Raw genomic sequence first — 20075 nt, 5'->3', positions numbered from 1 at the left:
TGCCTTCGGCAACTTCGCTGAATGTTCATGCTCCCCCTGCCGCTGCTGGCCCAGCTGGTGGCTCCGCCACTGCAGCAAGGTCCGGTGCGCCTCCCAGGACCTGGCGCCGGGGAGCAACGGCCGGATCGCGATCGACCCGCCCCATGGATCGATCTGCAGCCGGTGGAGCCAGCGGCCCCGCTCACCCCTGGTCCATCTCCCATCGGCCCCGGTGCACCCACCACCAACCCGCCGGCGACACCCCCCACCACCACCCAGCCACCTGAGGTGCGGGGCCTCAAGCGCTACTCCAGCGCTGAATTGACCAAAATCTTTCAGCCCTGCCTGGCGATCAGCGATCCGGCCGAGCGGCTCAAGGCTTGCGCCGCCAGCCTCACGGCCCGGCTTGTGGCCGATGGTTATGTCAACAGCCGCGTCTTTGTCGAAACCAGCCCCGCCCCTGGTCGCTTGGAGGTGGTGGAAGGGCAGATCGTGGAGGTGAGGGTCAATGCCAAGAATGCCTGGCTGAGCCGCCGGGTGAGCCGTCTGCTGCGGCCCTTGCAAGGCGCAGTGCTGAACTTGGGTGAATTAGAGCGCCAACTGCGGCTTCTGCAGCGGCAGGCGGGCATCCAGAGCATCCGTAGCAACCTCTCGCGCTTGGGAAGCGACCCTAGCCAGGCTGTACTCACTGTAAACGCGGAGCTGGGCAGTCAGCCGCTCCAGGGCGATCTCTCCCTGCGCAACGACGGCTCCAGTGGTTCCGGCGAAGGCCGGGCGGTCGCCACCCTCCTGAAGGGGGGGTTGGCAGCACCCGGCGACATCCTGCTGCTCTACGGCGAGCTCAACTTCAACAATGACCCTTCCCTGGGGACCCTGATCAGCTCCACCAGCTACACCTATCCCCTCAGCGACCAGTTCAACCTCACGGGCTCCTTCGGCTACAGCCGCCGCAACCTGATCGAGCTGCCTGCTCCTGCGAATGAATTCAGCACCCGCCAGTTCCAGGGGCTGGGGCAGCTGGAGTGGGTGTTCAAGGAATCCCTCACCCAGCGCTGGGCCGCCTTCGCGGGGCTGAGCATCAACCGCAGCGACACCTACCTGGCAGGCAAGGCCCTGCCCAGCTTCCTGCCCGAAAGTGTGCGCTCCCCCCGCACGGGTTTCCTGCGAGTGGGGCTGAGCGGCAGCGGCCTGAGCCAATCCGTGGGCTGGAGTGGCAACGCCTACCTGCTCCAGGGGATCGGGGCTTTCACCCCAGCCACTCAGATCAGCGAGCTGTCCCAGGGGGGCATCTCCCCCGGTCAGGCCACTGCCCTTGGGGCTTTGATCTCGGCCGCCTGGGGATTCGCACCGAATTGGCAGCTCAATCTGAGGGGCGGTGGGCAGGTGGCTTACAACCCGCTCACCTCCTCGATGCAGTTCACCCTCGGCTCTGATGTGGGCCTGCGCGGCCTGCCGGGCCAGCTGATCAGCGGGGACAGCGGCTGGCTGGGCACTGCTGAACTGGTCTGGACCTTCTGGGAAAATCAGCAGCAGGCGCTGCAGCTGGTTCCCTTCTTCGGCTACGGAGGCGTTTACACCCAGTTGAAACATGGCAGTTTGATCGACTATGTGGGCTCGACCGGCATCCTCGCCCGCTGGCTCGTCGGCGACGACTGGACCCTGGAAGCCGGCTGGGTGGACCAGCTTGATACCGGCACTAACCTTGGCCCTTGGGCCGACTGGACACTGAGCAAGGGCTTTTACGGCAAGGTGCAATACCGGTTCTGAGCGCCTCCATGGGCCAATCATCTCGCCCCAATCGTTTGAGCCAGGTGCTGCTGCTGACGGCCCCTTACGGAGTGGCAGCGCTTTTGGTGGTGGCGCTTCGGGTCACGGGTATCGGCGAATCATTGAACCTGCTGCTCTACGACCTGATCACCTACCTGCGGCCGGCGCCATCAGGAGCCACGACGCCAATCGTCATCATCGGCATCAGCGAAGCGGACATCACTCGCCACGGCTGGCCGATCGATGACCGGCTGCTGTGCCGGGCCATCGACACCCTGAGCGCCGATGGCGCCCGGGCGATCGGCTTGGATCTCTACCGCAACAGGGGCGTCGGTCTCAAGCAGAGGTGCCTGCGTTCTCAAGCCCGTGCCAATCCACGGTTGGTATCGATCTTCAACGTGGCCGAATCGATCGGCCCGATCCTGGGCACCCCTGCGAACCGCATGGCCTTCAACGACCTGGTGGTCGACGCCGATGGCGTCGTACGCCGGGACCTGGTTCATGTGTCTGGCCAGGATGCCGCCACCGTGGCCTTGCCCCTGCGGCTGGTGGAAGTGTTTCGCGGCAACGGCGAACTGCGTAGACGCCTTGAGGCTCGACCCAACGCCGAGGGCTGGATCGAGCGCGATTCGGGTGGTTACTTCGACCTCGATGCCGCAGGCTTCCAGCAGATGCTGGCGTTCCATCAGCCGGGCAGCTTTCCCGTCTGGTCACTGGATCAGCTGCTCAGCCAGCAGGTGCCCAAAGCACAGATCAACAGCCGGATCGTGCTGATCGGCAGCACCGCCCCCACCCTGCGGGATCTGTTCAACGTTCCGTACACACGCTTTGTGCTGGCGGCCCGCCAGATCCAGATGCCCGGCGTGGAGCTTCATGCCAACCGCACCGCCGCCCTGCTGGCCCTCGCCGATGGACAACCCCATGGGATTCGGGCTCTGCCGGGCTGGAGCGGCACGCTGCTGCTCCTGCTGGCCCTTGGGCTGGGGGTGGCCCTGGGGGAGAGCTTCGCCACCTTGCGACGGAGCATCCTCGCCGTGACCGCTGTGGTGATGTTGGGCCTGGGCGGCGCCGTGGCGCTGTTGTTCAACGGGGTGTGGGTGCAAACCACCCTGCCCATGGCCGCTCTCACTCTGATGGCGGGGGCCGCCTGGCTGCGGCGCGGGGCGGCCAGCCAGCAGCAGCGCCAACAGATCCAACGCCTGCTGGGTCAAACCACCTCACCGGCGGTGGCCCAGCAGCTCTGGGAGCAACGGGATGAACTGCTCAGCGACGGGCGCTTCGAAGGCCGCCTGCTTGCCGTCACCGTGCTCTTTTCGGACACCTGTGATTTCACCTCCCTTTCCGAGCGAATCAAGCCAGCCCAACTGCTGGCCTGGCTGAACCGCGGCATGGCCATCTGCGTACCGGCGATCACCGAGCGGGGCGGCATGGTCAACAAGTTCACCGGCGACGGCTTCCTGGCGGTGTTCGGGGCACCGCTGGGCAAGGGGGAGGTGGCCGACGCCGCCGATGCCATCGACGCCGCCCTGGCAATCCAGCACGGCTTGGAGCAACTCAACGGCGAGCTGGCCGCCGATGGGGAACCCGCGATGCGGATGCGCATCGGCATTCATTCCGGCGCTGTGCTGGCGGGATCGATGGGCAGCAGCGAGCGGCTGGAGTACGCCGTCATTGGCGACACGGTCAACTGCGCCTCGCGGCTGGAGAGCTCGGAGAGAGAGCGTCAGAGCGGCCTCTGCCGGGTGCTGGTCTCCTCCGTGACGCGCGATCTGGTGCTTCTGAGCGCTCCCAAAGCCGTGGAGTGGGAGGCCTGGGGCAGTTTGCAGGTGAAGGGTCGAACGGAACCGCTTGATGTCTGGGAACTCAGGGGCAGCGCACCGGTAGCGATGCCGGCCAGTCCGCACCAATGACGTCTTCGAGGCCGAAAGTCCTGGCCAGCTCCGCCTTGGCCACCTGGGAGCCGCAGAGATTCTTGAGTTTCTTCAGATTCGCCTGAAGGCTCCGGTCGTCGGCCGAGCCTTCGCTCACCAGCAGGCTCAGGGCCGGGGGTGCCACTGTTTCGACGAAGTTGATTGGATCGTCAGCCACGGGCTGAGCACCGGCATCGCAGCGGAAGGAGGATTCCCAGACCTGGGTGTTTGTGAAGCTGGTCAGCTGGAGCAGAGTGACTCCCGCCACAGAAGGGGGCAGCTCCCGTTTCACGGCGGGGCCGGCGGCCGTGCCTCCGGGGCCCTGGGGCCGGAACTGAACCTGCAGGGGTCGGGGGGTGGGCGTGGGTCCCTCCAGTAGGGCTACTGAGAGCGCCGGGCCTGGGGCGAAGACGCTGTCCCTGGGCACCAGGTGGGCCAGCACCCGTGCGGTGCACTCACCGCGGGTGCCGCCACCGATGCGGCGGCCGGGGAAGGTTGAACGCAGGTTGGTCTGGGCCAGGGAGGCCGTGGCCTCAAAGCTGAGGACAGCCACAGCGAGGACTCCCAGCAACCTGCGGGTAACGTAGGTATGAATGTGGATCATCGTTTGGGTGCGAAGTTCGCTCATTCCTGACTTCACCATCGCACCAGCACGAAAGTCCAAAACAGTTTGGTAGCCAGGTGGATTGTCTGATCCCCAGGCAGGCGGTAAAAGTGCCGGCACTTGCCGATGTCGGTGAGGGAGTGGGCCACCCATTCCGCCAGCCCCAGCAGAGGCACGCCGGTGATCACACCCACCAGGAAGCCGTGGATGGCGGCATGAGCTCCGAGCCACCAGTACCAGGGCAGGGTGACGTCATGACCCGGGCATTTCTCCGTCGCCATGCGGTCGCTCTGCAGGCCGAAATCCCCTAGGAAATGCCCCATGACGAGCATCAGGAACAGGTCCAGCGCATGCAGGTGATGAGAGGAGTCAGCGAGCACGGCAACTGGTGCCGACCGGCCCGACTAGAAAAAATAGCCATGGCCTGAGCCGCACTGGAAGTGCGGAAACGGTTGATGTTGGCCCTGGGTCCTGGTGCCTATCTCGTCCTGAAGCACCTATCGAAGCTGTGGCGCAAGTTCTTCCGTTCAAAATTCTGCTGCTACCCCTTTCACAGGAAGCTTCAGTGGGCGCAGAACCGCACGAGCATGCTTGTGCGGTCGGTGGGCGGGGGCAACTCTGCCGGATCAAAGGGCGAGGAGGCATCAGTGGTCGCGGCCCTATTCATCATAGGACGGACGCCTCTATCAAGCTGCACTTCCAAAGGGCTCAGCTGGGCCAAGCCGATGGCCCCAGCCAGCTCCCGTGCCTGGGTCAGGGCATCCTGGTACGCCTCCCGCAGCAATTGCCGCTGAACAACTGCGTCGTCCCCCCTGCCGGCCTCGCTGCTCACCGGTGCCAGGCGAACCCCCGGCAGGGCCCCCACCGTGCGGATCAGGTTCTGCAACTGGGCGGGGGGCAGTTGCCCGCTGACCTGCAGGTTGGCCTGCACGGCTGCGGGCTGGTTGCGGCTGGCCGGCCGCTGCCAGGTGGACGGTGAGCTCACTTCCAGCTCCCTGACGGCCAGCTGCCGCAGGGCCAGCCGCACCGCTGCCAGGCGCTCCTGCAGGGCAGCGAGGGCCCCATCAGCCGTGGCGGCATCGGCCTCCAGGGCCAGCGAGAGGCGCAGGCTCTCGATGCTGCGCTTCCGCTCGGCCTGGCCCGAGGCCTCCAGCAGGGTGCCGTCGCAGCGGAGCTGCACCTGCTGGGCCACCGCCGCCGGGGTCAGCGTCAAGCTGAAAGGCAGGATTCCAAGCACCGCTGCCAGGCAGCGGATTCGTCGGGAGAACTCCATCAATGATCGGCAGGGGAGCTTCCAGCTTGCTCGCCGGTTCTGACTGAACCATGACCATCGCAGCCTTTATCGTGCCGAATTCCTTCTCGGCTGGGATCGTCCCAGCCACGCACTCCTGCCCATGATGCGAGTCCTGGCGGTGTTGCTTCCCGCGATCGGTGTGGTGGCCCTGCTGCTGCTGGTGAGGTTGCTCAGCCGCCGCATCCGTCTGACGCCTTTCCCGCTGCGGTTGCCGCTGCTGGCCACCGGGGCGTGGGTGTTGGTGCGGATCCTGCCTGTCGCCCTGCTTCCGGCGAGCTATCGCCCCTGGGTGGAGCTGATCGATGAGCTGATGCTGAGCTACGCCGGCCTCCGCGTTCTGCTCTGGGCCGGGATCGAGGTGCCGGCATCACTCGGTGCCTGGGCGCAGCCACCGCCGGTCCTGCTGCAGCTGTTGATGCTCACCAGCGGCTCGGTGGTCACGGTGGTGGTGTTCAAGGAGCTGGCCCGTTTCGATCTGCTCGGCCTGGTCACCACCTCGGCCGTGCTCACCGCCGTGCTCGGCCTGGCGGCCCAGGAGCCGCTCAAGGATCTGTTCGCCGGCTTTGAACTGCAACTGGATGATCAACTCAAGGTCGGCGACTTCATCCGCGTCAACGAGACCACCGAGGGGGTGATTGTTTCGATCGACTGGCGTGACACCTGCCTTCGTGATGTCACCGGAGCGATGGTGATGGTGCCCAACGCCGTGATCACCTCGGTGGTGCTGCGCAGTTACGGGGCCTTCGGATCGATGGGGAATCGCTTCGCTATCGCCCTGGATTACGGCATGCCTCCAGCCCAGGCACGCCGCATCCTGCTGGGAATCGTCGGCAGCCATCCCCGCATCCTCAGTGAGCCCGCCGCCGCCGTGCGGATCAAGGGCTTCGGAGAGTATGCGATCGACTACGAGATCATCGTTTTTCAGAAGCCCGGCAACCTGGCGGACGTTCTGGATCTGCGCAGCGAGCTGCTCGAGCAGATCTGGTATGCACTGGATCGGGAAGGGGCCTCAGTTCCCTATCCGGTCCGGGAGCTGCGCCGGCAGCGGCCTTCAGCGGATGGGACTCTGTCGATCCTCCGCAGTGAATCGACCCGGGCCGGGATTCTCCGCGTCAACCCGATCTTCGCCGGGCTCACCGATCAGGAGATCGCCAGCCTCGCCGCCAACACCCGCTGCCTGCGCTTTGCGCCAGGGGAAACGGTGATGCAGGAAGGGGAAGCCGGTGGAGCTATGTACCAGGTGGTCACCGGTCAGGTCGAGGTGCTGAAGCGGAAGCCGAATGCAGAGGATCTCCAGCTGGCCTGCCTTGATTCAGGCGAGATCTTCGGTGAGATGTCGATGCTCAGCGGCAGCGAGCGCAGTGCCACCATTCGCGCCCTCCAGGAGTCGATCCTGCTGGAGGTTTCCAGGGAGCAGCTGGTTCCCCTGCTGAAGCGGAATCCTGCCCTGATGGACGGCCTGGCCCATCTGGTCAGCAAGCGGCGCGGCCAGCTGGAAGGCCTGGAGCGGGAAACGGTTCAGATTCAGGAGAACCAGCTGCTGAAAAGAATGCAGCAACTGTTTGCGTCTCTGATCCAATGAATCTGGAGTGTTACAGATACTCCATCAACATCAATTGAAAGCTGGTGACCCCAAGTTTCTTGCCAAGGTCGCCGGTGAGAGCCAGGAGCATTTCCGTCACCGTGTTGGGGTCTTTGAGCCGCAACGCATCGAAAGCGGGCCGAGACAGGACCCAACAACTGCCAGGCAGATCAGCGATCACATCAGCGCTGCGTGTCTGCCTGGAGAGGAAAGCGATCTCACCGAAACACATTCCCGGTTCGAAGGTGGCGAGGCGGGATTGATGCAGGATGCCGTCCTTGCCCTGAAGATCGATTGTGACGGTGAAGCGACCACTTTTGACGATGAAGAGCTCATCGCCGGCATCTCCTTTTCTGATCACATGATCACCAACGTCAAAGGTTTTCAGCTCGGCGATTGAGAAGAGAATCTGGTGATAGCTTGGATCCAGCAACTCCAGGAAGCCCCCATAATCATGCTCTTCTTGCATGCTTTGATCAAGCTTCTCTGGTTGCACTGATTCCAGCAGCAGATCTTCAGCCCGCTCAATCGCCTGATCCAGATGCAGAAAGGTCATCGGTTGATGATCCAGCCCAGCCAGGGGTTCGGCTTCCAGGCCGAGGTGATGGCATCGCACCAGCAGCACGATCACCCCTTCACAGCGCAGTGAGGCCAGCTCCTGGACCAACAGGTGCCTGGATTCTTCCGGCAGCTCGGAGACATTGGCGAAATCGATCACCAGGATCCAGGAATTGATCAGCAACTGAGCCAGTTCGGCAATCAGCCGCTCAACAGCGGCGAAATCCAGCACTCCCTGAGCGTGAACGATGCGCAGCGAGTCGCGATTCTGCTGGAGGCAGCTCAGCTGGGCCGGTGGCCTGAACCGTCGCGAGTGACGCTGGGAGCCCTTGTAGGAGCGGCGGATCGTGGTGCTGTTCTCCGGATACTGGTTGAACAGGCTGAGGCCGAGCTGCTTGGAGAGCTCCTGGCAGACCGCGATGCCACGCACGCTGTTGCCGAGCGAATCAAGTGCCGGTGAATAGGTGGCAATGCCAAGACGGCCAGGCACCACGGCCAGTACGCCACCCGCCACCCCACTCTTGGCAGGCATGCCCACGTCGTAGAGCCATTGCCCGGCGAAATCGTAGGTGCCGCAGGTGGCCATCAGGGCCAGAATCTTTGTGGTGGTCTGAGAGGTGAGTGGTTGTGAACCGGTGAACGGATTGCCACCCTGGCAAGCCAGGGTGGCGGCCATCACAGCCAGGTCATGACCATTGACCAGAATCGAACATTGCCGGAAGTAGAGATCGAGGGCCTGCTCAGGATCGGACTCGATGATGTTGAAATTTCGCAGCAGATGGCTGATTGCCCTGTTGCGATGGCCGGTCGCGCGCTCCGACTGATAAACCTGTTCATCAATCATCAGCCGTCGACCGGCCAGGGCGGCGAAGTAATCGAGCAGGATCTCCTCGGCATTGTCCGGGTCATGACTGCTGATCTGCGCGGTTGTGGCGATTGCCCCCGCATTGATCATCGGGTTGCGGGGCTTGCCGGTGGCGGGGTCGAGGCTGATTGCATTGAAGGCTTCCCCAGAGGGCTCCACACCCACCTTCGCCTTCATGCGTTCGGTGCCGAGCAGATCGAGCGCCAGGCCATAAACGAATGGCTTGGAAATCGATTGGATCGTGAACAACTTGTTCGTATCTCCCACGCTGTAAAGGCGTCCATCCACCGTGGCGATGGCAATGCCGAAGTCATGGGGATCGGCCTTGGCCAGTTCAGGGATGTAGTCGGCCGGTGCACCCTCATCCAAGGAGAGAAAACGATCATGAAGTCCCTCAAGCAGCCCCTGGATCACGGTCGCCTTGGGACTGGAAGACGCCATCAAGAGGTCGGAGCAAAGCAGAGCCCGATCTGAGGCCATCAAGATGGCGTTAGCTGTAACGGTTGTTACCGTGCTTCCTGGCCTTCGGGCTGGCCACCGCTCTCGCCCAACAGGGCTTTCAGGGTGCTGCGGGCCTCGGCGAGTGCGCCATCGAGGGCGGCCGCATCGCGCCCACCAGCCTGGGCCAGGTTGGGCCTGCCGCCACCGCCACCACCGCAGAGCCTGGCGATCGTGCCGATGAAGACACCGGCCTTGGGGCCCCTGGCGATCACCTGCTGGCCGAAGGCGGCCACCAGAGAAAGCTTGTCGGCTTCGCCTGGATCCGGCACGCCGCCCAGCAGCACGGCCGCCCCACCGCCGAGGCGCTCCTGCAGTTGCTGGCTCACCGTCTGCAGCGGTCCGGCATCCACCCCGTCCAGCCGCGCCACCAGCAGCTGGAACTCCCCGACGGGTTCGGCCTGGCCCAGCAGCGCCGCCGCCTTGGCCAGGGCCAGCTCGCCACGGGCCTCGGCCAGGGCCTTGCCGTTGGCCTTGAGCTCCTCCTGCAGAGCGGCCACCCTGGCCACGATTTCGCCGGGCTGGGCCTTGAAGCGTTCGCCCAGCTGCTTCACCACCGCATCGCGGGCGTTGAGGTAGGCGAGCACGGCCGGGCCTGCCACCGCTTCGATACGACGGACTCCAGCCGCCACCCCGACTTCAGAGGTGATCTTGAACAGGCCGATCTCGGCGGTGTTGGCCACGTGGGTGCCGCCGCAGAGCTCCATCGAGACGCCGGGTACGTCCACCACCCGCACCCGGGCGTCGTACTTCTCGCCGAACATCGCCACAGCGCCGGCGGAGCGGGCCCGCTCCAGCTCCATCTCCTGCACCTCCAGCTCATGGGCGTCCGCGATCCAGCCATTGATCAGCGCTTCGATTCGCTCCAGCTCGGCGGGGGTCACGGCGCGGGGGCAGTGAAAGTCGAAACGCAGTCGATCGAAGTCGACCAGCGAACCGGCCTGGGCGATCGCCGGATCCACCACCTGTTTGAGGGCCGCCTGCAGCAGGTGGGTGGCGGTGTGGTGGGCCTGGGCACGGCGGCGGCAGGCCCGATCAACCCGGGCCAGCACCCTGTCACCGAGGCAAAGGCGGCCCCGTTCGATCCGGCCATGGTGCACGAACAGTTTGCGGTTCTTCGCCACCGATTCGATCCTGACGATCAAGCCGTGATCGGCACCTTGATCTGGACCGGGATCGAGACTGTGATCTGGACTGGGATCTGGACCGGGATCGGCTGAACCGGAACCCTCTTCGGTGAGCAGTCCACGGTCGCCGATCTGGCCGCCCGACTCCCCATAGAACGGTGTGACGTCGAGGACCACCTGCACGCTGTCTCCGGCAACCGCCTGGCTGGCTGGTTCACCGTTCGTGACCAGGGCGATCACCTGGCTGGGGTGATCGAGCCCGTCGTAGCCGTTGAAATGGGTGTCGGGCAGTTCCGAGCCGATCGCCTCGATCGCCCCCTGCAGGGTGAGATCCAGGCTCACCGCCGCCGCCTTGGCCCGCTGGCGCTGGGCCACCATCGCCGCTTCGAAGCCCTCCAGGTCCACGGTGAGGCCATGCTCGGCGGCGATCTCCTCGGTGAGCTCCAGGGGGAAGCCGAAGGTGTCGTAGAGCTCGAAGGCCTGCGCTCCACTGATCCGGCTGGGGCTGGCGGCCAGCAGCTCGCTCAGGAGCTTTTCGCCCCGCTCGAGGGTTTCGAGGAAACGGGCCTCTTCCCGCACCAGTTCTGCGGTGATCAGGTCACGGCGCTCCAGCAGCTGGGGGTAGGCAGGGGCCATCAGGCTGATCGCCGCCGCACCCATCGCGGCCAGGAACGGCTGCTCGATCCCCAGCAGGCGACCGTGGCGCACCACCCGGCGCAACAGGCGGCGCAGGATGTAGCCACGACCGAGATTCGAGGCGGTGACGCCATCGCCGATCAACTGGGTGATGGCGCGGCTGTGGTCGCCGATCAGCTTGAGCGAGGTCTGCCTTTTTGCGTCGAGCTGGTGATAATCCACACCAGCCAGGGCCGCGGCTGTTTCGATCAGCGGGAAGATCAGATCGGTTTCGTAGTTGTTCGGCACGCCCTGCAGGATCTGGGCCATGCGCTCCAGCCCCATGCCGGTGTCGATGTTGCGGTTCGCCAGCGGCGTCAGCGTGCCTGCGGCGTCGCGGTTGGACTGCATGAACACAAGGTTGTAGAACTCGATGAAACGGCTGTCGTCGTCGAGATCAATGGCCGCGTCACCACGTTCGGGGTGGAAGTCGTAGTAGATCTCCGAGCAGGGGCCGCAGGGGCCGGTCGGACCCGACACCCAGAAGTTGTCGGCTTCATCCATGCGAATGATCCGGTTCGGGTCTACGCCGATGGCATCGCGCCAGATCGTCTCCGCTTCGTCGTCGTCACGGAAGACACTCACCACAAGCCGCCCGGGATCCAGGCCGAACTCCTTGGTGCAGAGTTCCCAGGCCCAGCTGATCGCCTCCGCCTTGAAGTAATCCCCGAACGAGAAATTGCCGAGCATCTCGAAGAAGGTGTGGTGCCGTGCCGTGCGGCCCACGTTCTCGATGTCGTTGGTGCGGATGCATTTCTGAGCGGTGGTGGCCCGAGCTGCCGGCCGCTCCGCCTGACCCAGGAAGACCGGCTTGAACGGCAGCATGCCGGCGATCGTCAGCAGCACGGTGGGATCGTCCGGCACCAGGGAGCTGCTGGGCAGGCGCCGGTGGCCCCGCTGCTCGTAGAAGGCCAGGAAGGCTTCGCGGATCTCGGCGCCGCTGCGGGGCCTGGGGTGGCTGGCGGCCGCGCCACTTGAAGAAGAAGCAACTGCCATGACCCGATGCGGCGTGACACCTCTGAAGAAGGCATGATCGCCCAGGACAGGTCCCGACCCGCTTGCGCCCCGCCGTGCCCACTCCTTTGACGCCTGCAGAGGACCGCCGGCTGCTGCGGCTGCGCTCGATCGGCTGGGCCCTGCTGGCCGCCGCCGGCGCCATGGGCATCGGCCTGGCCTTCGGTCTGGAGCCAGCCCTCAGGGCCGGTGGCAGTGGGTTCTTCTATGGGCTGCTGGCCTTTCACCTCCAGCGGGTCGACCCCGACGACGGCCATCTCCAGGCCGGTCTGATCGGGGCTGTCTGCGGACTGCTGAGCCTGGGGGTGTCCGCCGAGCCGGCCCTCACGGCGGCGGGGAATCTGCCCGGGGGCTTCTCCAGCCTGGTGCTTCAGCTGCTGCGCGACTGGTGGCCGCGCTGGCTGCCCCTGGTGGGCGGTGCCCTGCTGCTGCAGGCCGGAGTGCGTCTTTTCCCGGCGATGCGGCCATGCCGGCCGTCCTGAGCGGCTCATCTGGCCCCGGGGCCGGCGATCGGAGATGATGGCGCCGATCCGTACCTGGCCGCGCCTCGGCGATGAGCCTTCTGCACGCCACCTGGCTACCGGCCGACGCCAGCGGAATGGCGGTCGCCGGTCTGCTGCTCTGGGCCGATACCTGGCGCGTGGCCGGCCCGGCCACCCCCACCAACGCGCCCCTGGCCCATCCGCTCAGCCTCGATCAGGACGATCTGGGGGCCTGGCTGGAGGAGTGGGATCTCTGGACCGAATCCTTCCGGCCCGCCACCGCCTGCCTCAGCCTGCCCAGTCGCCGTCAGAGCTCCCGGGGCCGGAAGCAGGATGAGATGGCCGGCTGGAGCGGGCTGCCCCTGCAGGCCGGCGAACCGATCCCGAAACAGGTGGAGTGGTGGCCCTGGCAGGTGGAGGGCCTCTGGCTGGATCCAGCCGCCGCCTCGCTCTGGCTGGAGCGTCTGCCCCTCTCCGGCAACCATCCCGACCTGGCCGATGAACTGCGCTGGTGGAGCCATCTGCAGCGCTGGAGCCTCAGCCTGATCGCCAGGGGGCGCTGGTTGCCCCAGGTGGAGGAGGGCCGGGCCCAGTGGCTTCCCCTGCTCAACCGTCAGGACGACCGGCGCCGGCTGGAGGATCTGGCCACCCGGCTGCCCCAGGTGGCGGTGGCCGCCCTCTGGCGCGGTCCCCTCACCAACGGCACCCCTCCCCTGGCCTGCTGGCGTCCGGGCTCAGGGCGGTTGCGGCTGGTGGAGATCCTCTCCCGTCTGGTGGACGCCCAGCTGCGCTGTGGCTTCAGCCCCAGCGTTGATGGCCTGGATCCGTTGCTGGCGGCCTGGCAGCAGGCCCTGGGCCCCGGCAAGGGGGAGCTGCGGCTTTCAGCCGAGGAGGTGGAGAGGCTGAGCACCACCACGCACCACTGGCGGGAGGCGGTGGCCGGCCGGTTGGCCCCGGCCCGGGCCTGCCTGGAGCTGGACACGCCTGCGGAGGGCGATGAGCTCTGGGAGCTGCGCTTCTGTCTTCAGGCCGAGTCGGATCCCAGCCTGACCTTGCCGGCGGCAGCGGTCTGGGCCGCCGGTGAAACCAATCTTCAGCTCGGTGAGGTCACCATTCCCCAGCCCGGTGAGCTGCTGCTGGAGGGTCTCGGCCGGGCCCTGCAGGTGTTCGAGCCGCTTGAGCGGGGCCTCGATGCCGCCACACCCCAGCGGATGCAGCTGGCCCCGGCCGAGGCCTTCGTGCTGGTGCGCACCGCCGCAGCCCGGTTGCGGGACGTGGGCGTTGGGGTGCTGCTGCCGGCCAGCCTCAGCGGTGGCCTGGCCAGCCGCCTGGGGCTCTCGATCGAAGCCGAGCTGCCGGCGACGTCGCGGGGTTTCAGCCTCGGCGAAACGCTGCAGTGGCGCTGGGAGCTGATGATCGGCGGTGTCACCCTCACCCTCAGGGATCTGGAGCGGCTGGCCGGCAAACGCAGCCCGCTGGTGCAGCACAAGGGGGTCTGGATCGAGTTGCGACCGGGTGATCTCCGCAATGCCGAGAAGTTCTGCGCCCTCGATCCCGCCCTCAGCCTCGATGACGCCCTGCGGCTGACCGGTAACGAAGGCGAAACCCTGCAGCGTCTGCCGGTGCACCGCTTCACGGCCGGCCCCAGGCTGCAGGCGGTGCTGGAGCAATACCACCAGCAGAAGGCTCCTGATCCCCTGCCCGCCCCGGCCGGCTTCGCCGGCCAGTTGCGCCCCTACCAGGAACGGGGCCTCGGCTGGCTGGCTTTCCTGCATCGCTTCGATCAGGGGGCCTGCCTCGCCGATGACATGGGGCTGGGCAAGACGATCCAGTTGCTCGCCTTTCTGCAGCACCTCAAGGCTGAGCAGGAACTGAAACGCCCGGTGCTGCTGGTGGCTCCCACCTCGGTGCTCACCAACTGGAAGCGGGAGGCGGCGGGCTTCACCCCGGAACTCACGGTGCTGGAGCACTACGGTCCGAAGCGGCCCTCCACGCCGGCGGCCCTGGCCAAGACCCTGGAGGGTGTGGATCTGGTGCTCACCAGCTATGGGCTACTGCAGCGTGACAGCACGCTGCTGGCCTCGATGGACTGGCAGGGAACGGTGATCGACGAGGCCCAGGCGATCAAGAATCCCGCCGCCAAGCAGTCCCTGGCGGCGAGGGAACTGGCCCGCTGCGGCAAGCAGGGTGGTGGCGGCCGCTTCCGGATCGCCCTCACCGGTACCCCTGTGGAGAACAGGGTCAGCGAACTCTGGGCGTTGATGGACTTTCTCAACCCGAAGGTGCTCGGCGAGGAGGAGTTCTTCCGCCAGCGCTACCGGTTGCCGATCGAGCGCTACGGCGACACCGCATCGCTGCGGGATCTCAAGGCAAGGGTGGGGCCTTTCATCCTGCGCCGGCTCAAAACCGACCGCTCGATCATCTCCGACCTGCCCGAAAAAGTTGAGTTGCGGGAATGGGTGGGCCTGACCCCGGAGCAGACCAGGCTCTATCGCACCACCGTCGATGAAACCCTTGAGGCGATCGCCCGCGCGCCCCTCGGCCAGAAGCACGGCCAGGTTCTTGGCCTGCTCACCAGGCTCAAGCAGATCTGCAACCACCCGGCCCTGGCTCTCAAGGAATCGGAAGTGGGTGAGGGTTTCGGAGCCCGCTCCGCCAAGTTGCAACGGCTCGATGAAATCGTCGAAGAGGTGATTGAAGCCGGTGATCGGGCCCTGCTGTTCACCCAGTTCGCCGAATGGGGACATCTGCTCCAGGCCCACCTGCAACAGCGCTTCCGTCAGGAGGTGCCCTTTCTCTACGGCAGCACCAGCAAGAACGAACGCCAGGCGATGGTGGATCGCTTCCAGGACGACCCGCGCGGCCCGCAGCTGTTCCTGCTCTCGCTGAAGGCCGGCGGTGTGGGCCTCAACCTCACCCGGGCCAGCCATGTGTTCCACATCGACCGCTGGTGGAATCCGGCCGTGGAGAACCAGGCCACCGATCGGGCCTACCGGATCGGCCAGACCAACCGGGTGCTGGTGCACAAGTTCATCACCAGCGGCTCGGTGGAGGAGAAGATCGACCGCATGATCCGCGAGAAGGCCCGTCTCGCCGAAGACATCGTGGGTTCAGGAGAGGAGTGGCTGGGCGGGCTCGACCCCGGTCAGCTCCGCGATCTGGTGGCGCTCGACGAGTGACCGGATAGCGACAGAGCCGCCCAGTGCTCTGTCGCTATCCAGCGCCGGCGCTGATCAGAGAAAAGCGGTGTGAGCCTGGACGTTGGTAACGACAGAATTGGCAACGTAGCTGTAATAGGAACTTCCGCCGCCGAGTTGAGCCAGAATCACTGATCCTGATCCAACCTGATGAAACTGTGTGAAAGACTGGATAGCTATTGGCACTATGATCAGTTCAGGTGTTCCGCCCACAGACCAGTCAGCGATATAATCAAACTCGTTGGCAACGATGTCGTTTCGCAAGTCGAAGAAATCAAGCCCATCTCCTCCGTAAAGAACATCATTTCCCTGGTTACCAATCAGAACGTCTGATCCCATGTCACCAAGCAGGATATCATTTCCCTGGTTACCGATCAATACATCTGATCCCTCTTGGCCGAGTAAGATATCATTTCCTTGGTTGCCAATCAGGTTGTCATCGCCGCTCCCCCCGAAAAAGCTAACTGCATTTTCGGTCGTGGAATAGAGAAGGTCGTTCCCATCTCCGCCAAATCCAAAGTCTTTGCCATTGGCAATGATCGTGTCATCACCGCCTTCACCGAAGGCACTCGATGAGGCGACTTCTGTCGATGGTGCTGTGCCTGCAAAGAAACTTGTGTATAGAAAGTCTTTCCCCTCTCCACCGAGGAGCCAGTCATTTCCTGTTCCCCCGAAGATCGAGTCGTCGCCAGAATTGCCAAGGATCAGGTCACTGCCGTTCCCACCAATGAGCTGGTCATTCCCGAGCCCTCCCAGTAACTGGTCGTCATCGTTGCCGCCATCCATCTGATCATTGCCAGCCCCACCCAGGAATTGATCACTACCGGCGCCACCGAAGAAGCTGTCATCGGCTGCAGTGCCGCTGAAGACATCAGATCCAGCCGTGGCTTCGTAGGTGGAACCTGTGAAGATTGTATCAGCAGTGAAGATTTGATTCTGAATTCTCTGGTCAAGATTCGCTGGCGTGTCAGCCTGGTCGAAGGCCGTGGCTGGACTGCCATATTCGGCGAGAAGATGGGTCTGAAAAGCCTTTTGCTCTCCCAGGATCGTTAGAGCGCTTTGACCAACCGTTGTGAATGTCGAGCTGGCTGTGAAATCGAGTGTCTCATCGATGGCAGAACTGATGGTGCCATCTGCCAGGAGATATCGGAAGTTATGACCGTTTGCCTTGATCGGGTAGCCATCGCCTCCATTGGCAAGGAAATTCAGTGTGACGACACTGATGCTGCTCGGCGCATCAATGCTGACTTCACCATTCTCAACGAGGCGGGCGATTACCGTGTCATCTGCAGCGATTGCAGCGATGCTGGTAATGCGCGATCCAGCGGCAAGGTCGGGGTCAAAGGAAAAGCTGATTCCACCGATCTGCGGGAAGCGGCCCTGGTTGCCGAGCACCGCAACACTGTGTTCGAGAATGGCCTTGAGGCCCGCCGCGTCGGTGTCGAACACGATCAGCAGGTTGTTGAATCGGAGCGAGTTCTCGATGTCAAGCTGCGAGATGCCGCCCTCCGTCTTGCCTGCACCGGGGTTCGCCAGAGGCGGGTTCTTGTCGCCCGAACCGACTTCCACAGAGCCGATTGCGGTTCGGATGCCGCCACCGTTCTTCAGCGAGGCCACGATCGTGCCCCCGACGAGGGCCGCTTCTGCTGCCGCTTTGTTGGCGTCGGCGCTGAGGTTGCCGAGGTTGGTCTCCTGGTTGCGCACGAGGTTGCGCTCACCTTCGAGATAGACGTCAGTGAAGCCGAAGAGGTTGCCGTCCTTCGCTTCAATCACTGCATGCACGGCCTCGGTGATTTCAGCCACCTGCTCACCTTTGGTTCCTTCGGCAAAGGCTGTCGTGGCGAGATCGGCGGCATCGACGCCCCAGGCCGCTGCCACGTTTTCAGTGGTCGAGGCATAGGCGCCGTTGATGTCCTTGTCGAGGCTTTCAACGATGATCTTGCCCGCCTCGTCGAAGTCCACGACGAGGCGGCCGAGATAGGTGTATTCGTTGTCCGTGTTGACGATCAACGTCGTACCTCCATCTGCGCCCGTGGCGACAATGGGATAGGTGTTCGCAAAATCCGCAGCATGGCCTGGGAAGAGCACGGCTTGATCAGTTTCGTCACCAAGCCGGGTGTTGGAGCCGGCTGCCAGGATGATGTCCACGCCGCGCAGAAGGGTGGCCAACTCCTGTTCGAGGGCGATCTGCTGGAGATGCGCCATCACGATGATCTTGTTGACACCCTGTGCGATCAGATCGTCGATCACAGGCTGAAGTTGCGCCGCGAGCAACACCATGTTGTTGGCCTCGGTTCCTTCCGCGAAGCCCTTCACCTCGACATTGCCTGTGGAGGAGATGGTCTCGATGATCTGTGTCGTGGCACCGACCAGGCCGATCTGCTCGCCGCCGGACGTCACCACAGTTGAGGGCACAATCTTGCTCGCGAGGCTTGCGGCTTCCTCGAGTCCACCCACGGCTACCGTCTCCTGGAAGCGGGCCACGATGTCTCTGTCACCCGTGAAGTCGAGGTTGGAGGAGAGATAGGGGAAGGCAGCGTCAGCGACGATATCGCTGAAGACGCGCGTGCCGAAATCAAACTCGTGGTTGCCGATGGTCGAGGCCTGCACACCGATGCGATTGTGGATTTCGATGTCGGCGGCGCCGGGGTTGTCGCCCCTGTTGTGTGTAGCTGAGACGGTCGGATCGGTACCGGCGGCGAAGAATGGGCCTGGAATGTAGTTGTCGCCGCCTGCCAGTATCAGCGTATTGACGTAATCGTCGTCGAATGCATCGACCAGTGCAGCCAGATTTGGTGCCGTCTCGGCAGCCAACAGCCCCGCCTCCCCATCGGCAAAGTGCAGGAGTTGCAGGCGGAAGTTTGGCGCCACGCTGAAGATGGAGAGTGTGTTGCTGACCTCGTTGCTGGTAACCAGCAAGGCAGAGCCGGTTGGGCTGTCCTCGGCGGCGATGACCAGCAGACCCTCTGGGCTGACATCACCGGGCCTCAATGCTGAGGCGGTATAGCTCACTTCATTGGGATTTGTTATATCAAAGGCAAGTGTGATGTTGGAGCGTTCGAGCCCGACGAAGGCGTAAGTTCTGTCGGCAATGGTTGCAATTTCGATGCCCTCTGGCTCGGGTCCCTTGTTATCGCTCCGAGCGTCGTCGAAGCTGCCGGGAAATTCGGTAGCGATGATTCGCTCAATCATGTCACCGCTATCGAATACTATTGCCCCATTTTCATCAAGGATCGAAAAGGATCGTGCGCCATAGGTAAGGATCTGATCGATGTCGCCGTCGTTGTCAAGATCGCCGCGAAGCCCAGGCGCATTCGACACTGTAAGGCGGCCCAGATCAGTGTTGGCTTTCAGTAAGGCCTCATCTGGAAAGATAGTGTCATCGAGATCGTAGCTGGAGTTGCCCAGGCGAATGGTTTCGTCCGGATTCAGAAAGTCGTCACGGTCATCGCCCTCGTTCGCGATCACGAAATAGCTTAAACTCCCAACCTGGTAACTATCGATTGCATCGGGCATGTAAAGGCCAGAGACTGGATTGCTGGATGTCAGATTGATCAGATTGCTATTTTCAGGCCCGTCACGATCGGAGAAATCAGTAAAGAGACCTGCGTAACTCTTGCTTCCCAGTGGCACGATTTCGGTGAAAGTGGCCGTCGTAATATCGAGGATCGCCACTGCATTAGCTTCCTGCAGGGTCACCATGGCCGTGCTTCCATCGGCCGAAATGGCGATGTACTCGGGCTCCACGTCGAGTGAAACTGATTGCCCGGCAAAGATGCGCACGCCCGCCGCTCGCAGAGCTGTTTCCTGACCGTTGAAGGCGGTGAAGTCGACGGTCACCTCAGTGGAGTTGGTGCCGTTCAGCGTGATGATCGAGACTGAGCCCGCACCGCCGGCCGTACCGTTGCTGAGGAATTCACCCTCATTGGCGACCAGCAGCTTGGTGCCATCCGGTGTGAAAGTCAGCATGTCTGGCAACGGGCCGACATCTACGCTGGTGATCAGGCTGCCATCTGTGGCATTCAGCAGCACGACCTGACCGTTTTCGCCCTTGTCCAACGCAGGCAGAGCCACGGCTACGATTCCCTCCTTCACTGCAACGGAAGTGATATCTGTACTGGCGAAGCCGAGTGTCGTGAAGTTGATCAGGGCAATCAAGTTGGGTGCGGTTGGATCGCTCAAGTCGACGACCTGAAGACCGCTGCTCGAGGTGACGAAGAGGCGATCGCTGCCAGGGTCGAAGGCAGAGATCTCGGCGCCTGCCAAGGCTGTCGTGCCAATCGGAAGTATGCGCAACGCATTCGTAGGGAGCACAACTGGGATGGCGGCAGTTGGCATGGTCAGAGTCGTTACAAGCTGGTTGGACCATGACATGCCTTTCAGCCATAGAGAACAAGAACCCGTTAAGTGGGCATTAAGTTCTTGTCAATCCTGCCTATCTATCTATGCTGTTGATCGAAGGATCTGTGCCTCGGCTTGCCTGTTCGTTTTCTGAGGTCCATGACGAACTCGTGGCTTATCAG

At 63.7% G+C, this 20075-nt stretch carries 11 protein-coding genes; 5 read left to right on the top strand and 6 right to left on the bottom strand.

The features are described 5' to 3' along the window. Window positions 1–27: 27 nt before the first annotated feature. Window positions 28–1746, top strand: coding sequence for a ShlB/FhaC/HecB family hemolysin secretion/activation protein (locus tag KQ307_RS03845; RefSeq protein ID WP_259727006.1), 1719 nt, complete (start codon window positions 28–30; stop codon window positions 1744–1746). 8 nt (window positions 1747–1754) lie between these two features. After that, window positions 1755–3656, top strand: coding sequence for an adenylate/guanylate cyclase domain-containing protein (locus KQ307_RS03840; RefSeq protein WP_259701816.1), 1902 nt, complete (start codon window positions 1755–1757; stop codon window positions 3654–3656). Here the strand turns inward: KQ307_RS03840 and KQ307_RS03835 are convergent. The 3 genes from KQ307_RS03835 to KQ307_RS03825 form a co-directional block, all read right to left on the bottom strand. After that, the gene (locus KQ307_RS03835; RefSeq protein ID WP_259727005.1) at window positions 3610–4209 is read right to left on the bottom strand and encodes a hypothetical protein; all 600 of its coding nucleotides are present in this window, start codon (window positions 4207–4209) and stop codon (window positions 3610–3612) included. The two genes, KQ307_RS03840 and KQ307_RS03835, sit on opposite strands and share 47 nt — an antisense overlap. 83 nt (window positions 4210–4292) lie before the next feature. Then, a complete protein-coding gene (locus KQ307_RS03830; RefSeq protein WP_259701900.1) occupies window positions 4293–4592 on the bottom strand; it encodes a DUF3307 domain-containing protein in 300 nt (99 codons plus the stop codon). A gap of 230 nt (window positions 4593–4822) precedes the next feature. Beyond that, window positions 4823–5533, bottom strand: a complete 711-nt coding sequence (locus tag KQ307_RS03825; protein WP_259727004.1) for an SIMPL domain-containing protein — start codon at window positions 5531–5533, stop codon at window positions 4823–4825. Window positions 5534–5654: 121 nt separating this feature from the next. On the opposite strand from KQ307_RS03825, the gene KQ307_RS03820 reads away from it, so the two are divergent. Further along, window positions 5655–7136 carry a mechanosensitive ion channel family protein gene (locus KQ307_RS03820; RefSeq protein WP_259727003.1) on the top strand — a complete coding sequence of 494 codons (1482 nt, stop codon included), beginning with the start codon at window positions 5655–5657 and terminating at the stop codon, window positions 7134–7136. 10 nt (window positions 7137–7146) lie between these two features. Here KQ307_RS03820 and glsA read toward each other — a convergent pair whose 3' ends face one another. Beyond that, on the bottom strand, window positions 7147–9000 hold the full coding sequence (gene glsA, locus KQ307_RS03815; RefSeq protein ID WP_259727002.1) for a glutaminase A: 1854 nt from the start codon (window positions 8998–9000) through the stop codon (window positions 7147–7149). A gap of 65 nt (window positions 9001–9065) precedes the next feature. After that, entirely contained in the window at window positions 9066–11855 is a 2790-nt protein-coding gene (gene alaS, locus KQ307_RS03810; RefSeq protein WP_259727001.1) for an alanine--tRNA ligase, read from the bottom strand. Window positions 11856–11929: 74 nt separating this feature from the next. On the opposite strand from alaS, the gene KQ307_RS03805 reads away from it, so the two are divergent. Together KQ307_RS03805 and KQ307_RS03800 are read left to right on the top strand one after the other, a co-directional pair. After that, window positions 11930–12355 carry a hypothetical protein gene (locus KQ307_RS03805; protein ID WP_259701822.1) on the top strand — a complete coding sequence of 142 codons (426 nt, stop codon included), beginning with the start codon at window positions 11930–11932 and terminating at the stop codon, window positions 12353–12355. Window positions 12356–12426: 71 nt separating this feature from the next. After that, a complete protein-coding gene (locus KQ307_RS03800; protein WP_259727000.1) occupies window positions 12427–15534 on the top strand; it encodes a DEAD/DEAH box helicase in 3108 nt (1035 codons plus the stop codon). A gap of 54 nt (window positions 15535–15588) precedes the next feature. Here KQ307_RS03800 and KQ307_RS03795 read toward each other — a convergent pair whose 3' ends face one another. Further along, window positions 15589–19926: a choice-of-anchor I family protein gene (locus tag KQ307_RS03795; RefSeq protein ID WP_259726999.1), complete on the bottom strand. Its 4338-nt coding sequence runs from the start codon at window positions 19924–19926 to the stop codon at window positions 15589–15591. Between the last annotated feature and the right edge of the window lie 149 nt (window positions 19927–20075).

Origin of the sequence: Synechococcus sp. CS-1326, assembly GCF_025128115.1 — a bacterium.
Taxonomy (GTDB): domain Bacteria; phylum Cyanobacteriota; class Cyanobacteriia; order PCC-6307; family Cyanobiaceae; genus Regnicoccus.
The sequence above is the reverse complement of the archived record's forward strand: the minus strand, read 5'-3'. Positions and strand labels throughout refer to the sequence as shown.

Bases quoted from the DNA above. Each gene is read 5' to 3' on its own strand.
- KQ307_RS03830 (WP_259701900.1), bottom strand. From the start codon at position 4,592: ATGCTCGTCATGGGGCATTTCCTAGGGGATTTCGGCCTGCAGAGCGAC.
- KQ307_RS03820 (WP_259727003.1), top strand. From the start codon at position 5,655: ATGATGCGAGTCCTGGCGGTGTTGCTTCCCGCGATCGGTGTGGTGGCC.
- KQ307_RS03800 (WP_259727000.1), top strand. From the start codon at position 12,427: ATGAGCCTTCTGCACGCCACCTGGCTACCGGCCGACGCCAGCGGAATG.
- KQ307_RS03825 (WP_259727004.1), bottom strand. From the start codon at position 5,533: ATGGAGTTCTCCCGACGAATCCGCTGCCTGGCAGCGGTGCTTGGAATC.
- alaS (WP_259727001.1), bottom strand. From the start codon at position 11,855: ATGGCAGTTGCTTCTTCTTCAAGTGGCGCGGCCGCCAGCCACCCCAGG.
- KQ307_RS03840 (WP_259701816.1), top strand. From the start codon at position 1,755: ATGGGCCAATCATCTCGCCCCAATCGTTTGAGCCAGGTGCTGCTGCTG.
- glsA (WP_259727002.1), bottom strand. From the start codon at position 9,000: ATGGCGTCTTCCAGTCCCAAGGCGACCGTGATCCAGGGGCTGCTTGAG.
- KQ307_RS03845 (WP_259727006.1), top strand. From the start codon at position 28: ATGCTCCCCCTGCCGCTGCTGGCCCAGCTGGTGGCTCCGCCACTGCAG.
- KQ307_RS03795 (WP_259726999.1), bottom strand. From the start codon at position 19,926: ATGTCATGGTCCAACCAGCTTGTAACGACTCTGACCATGCCAACTGCC.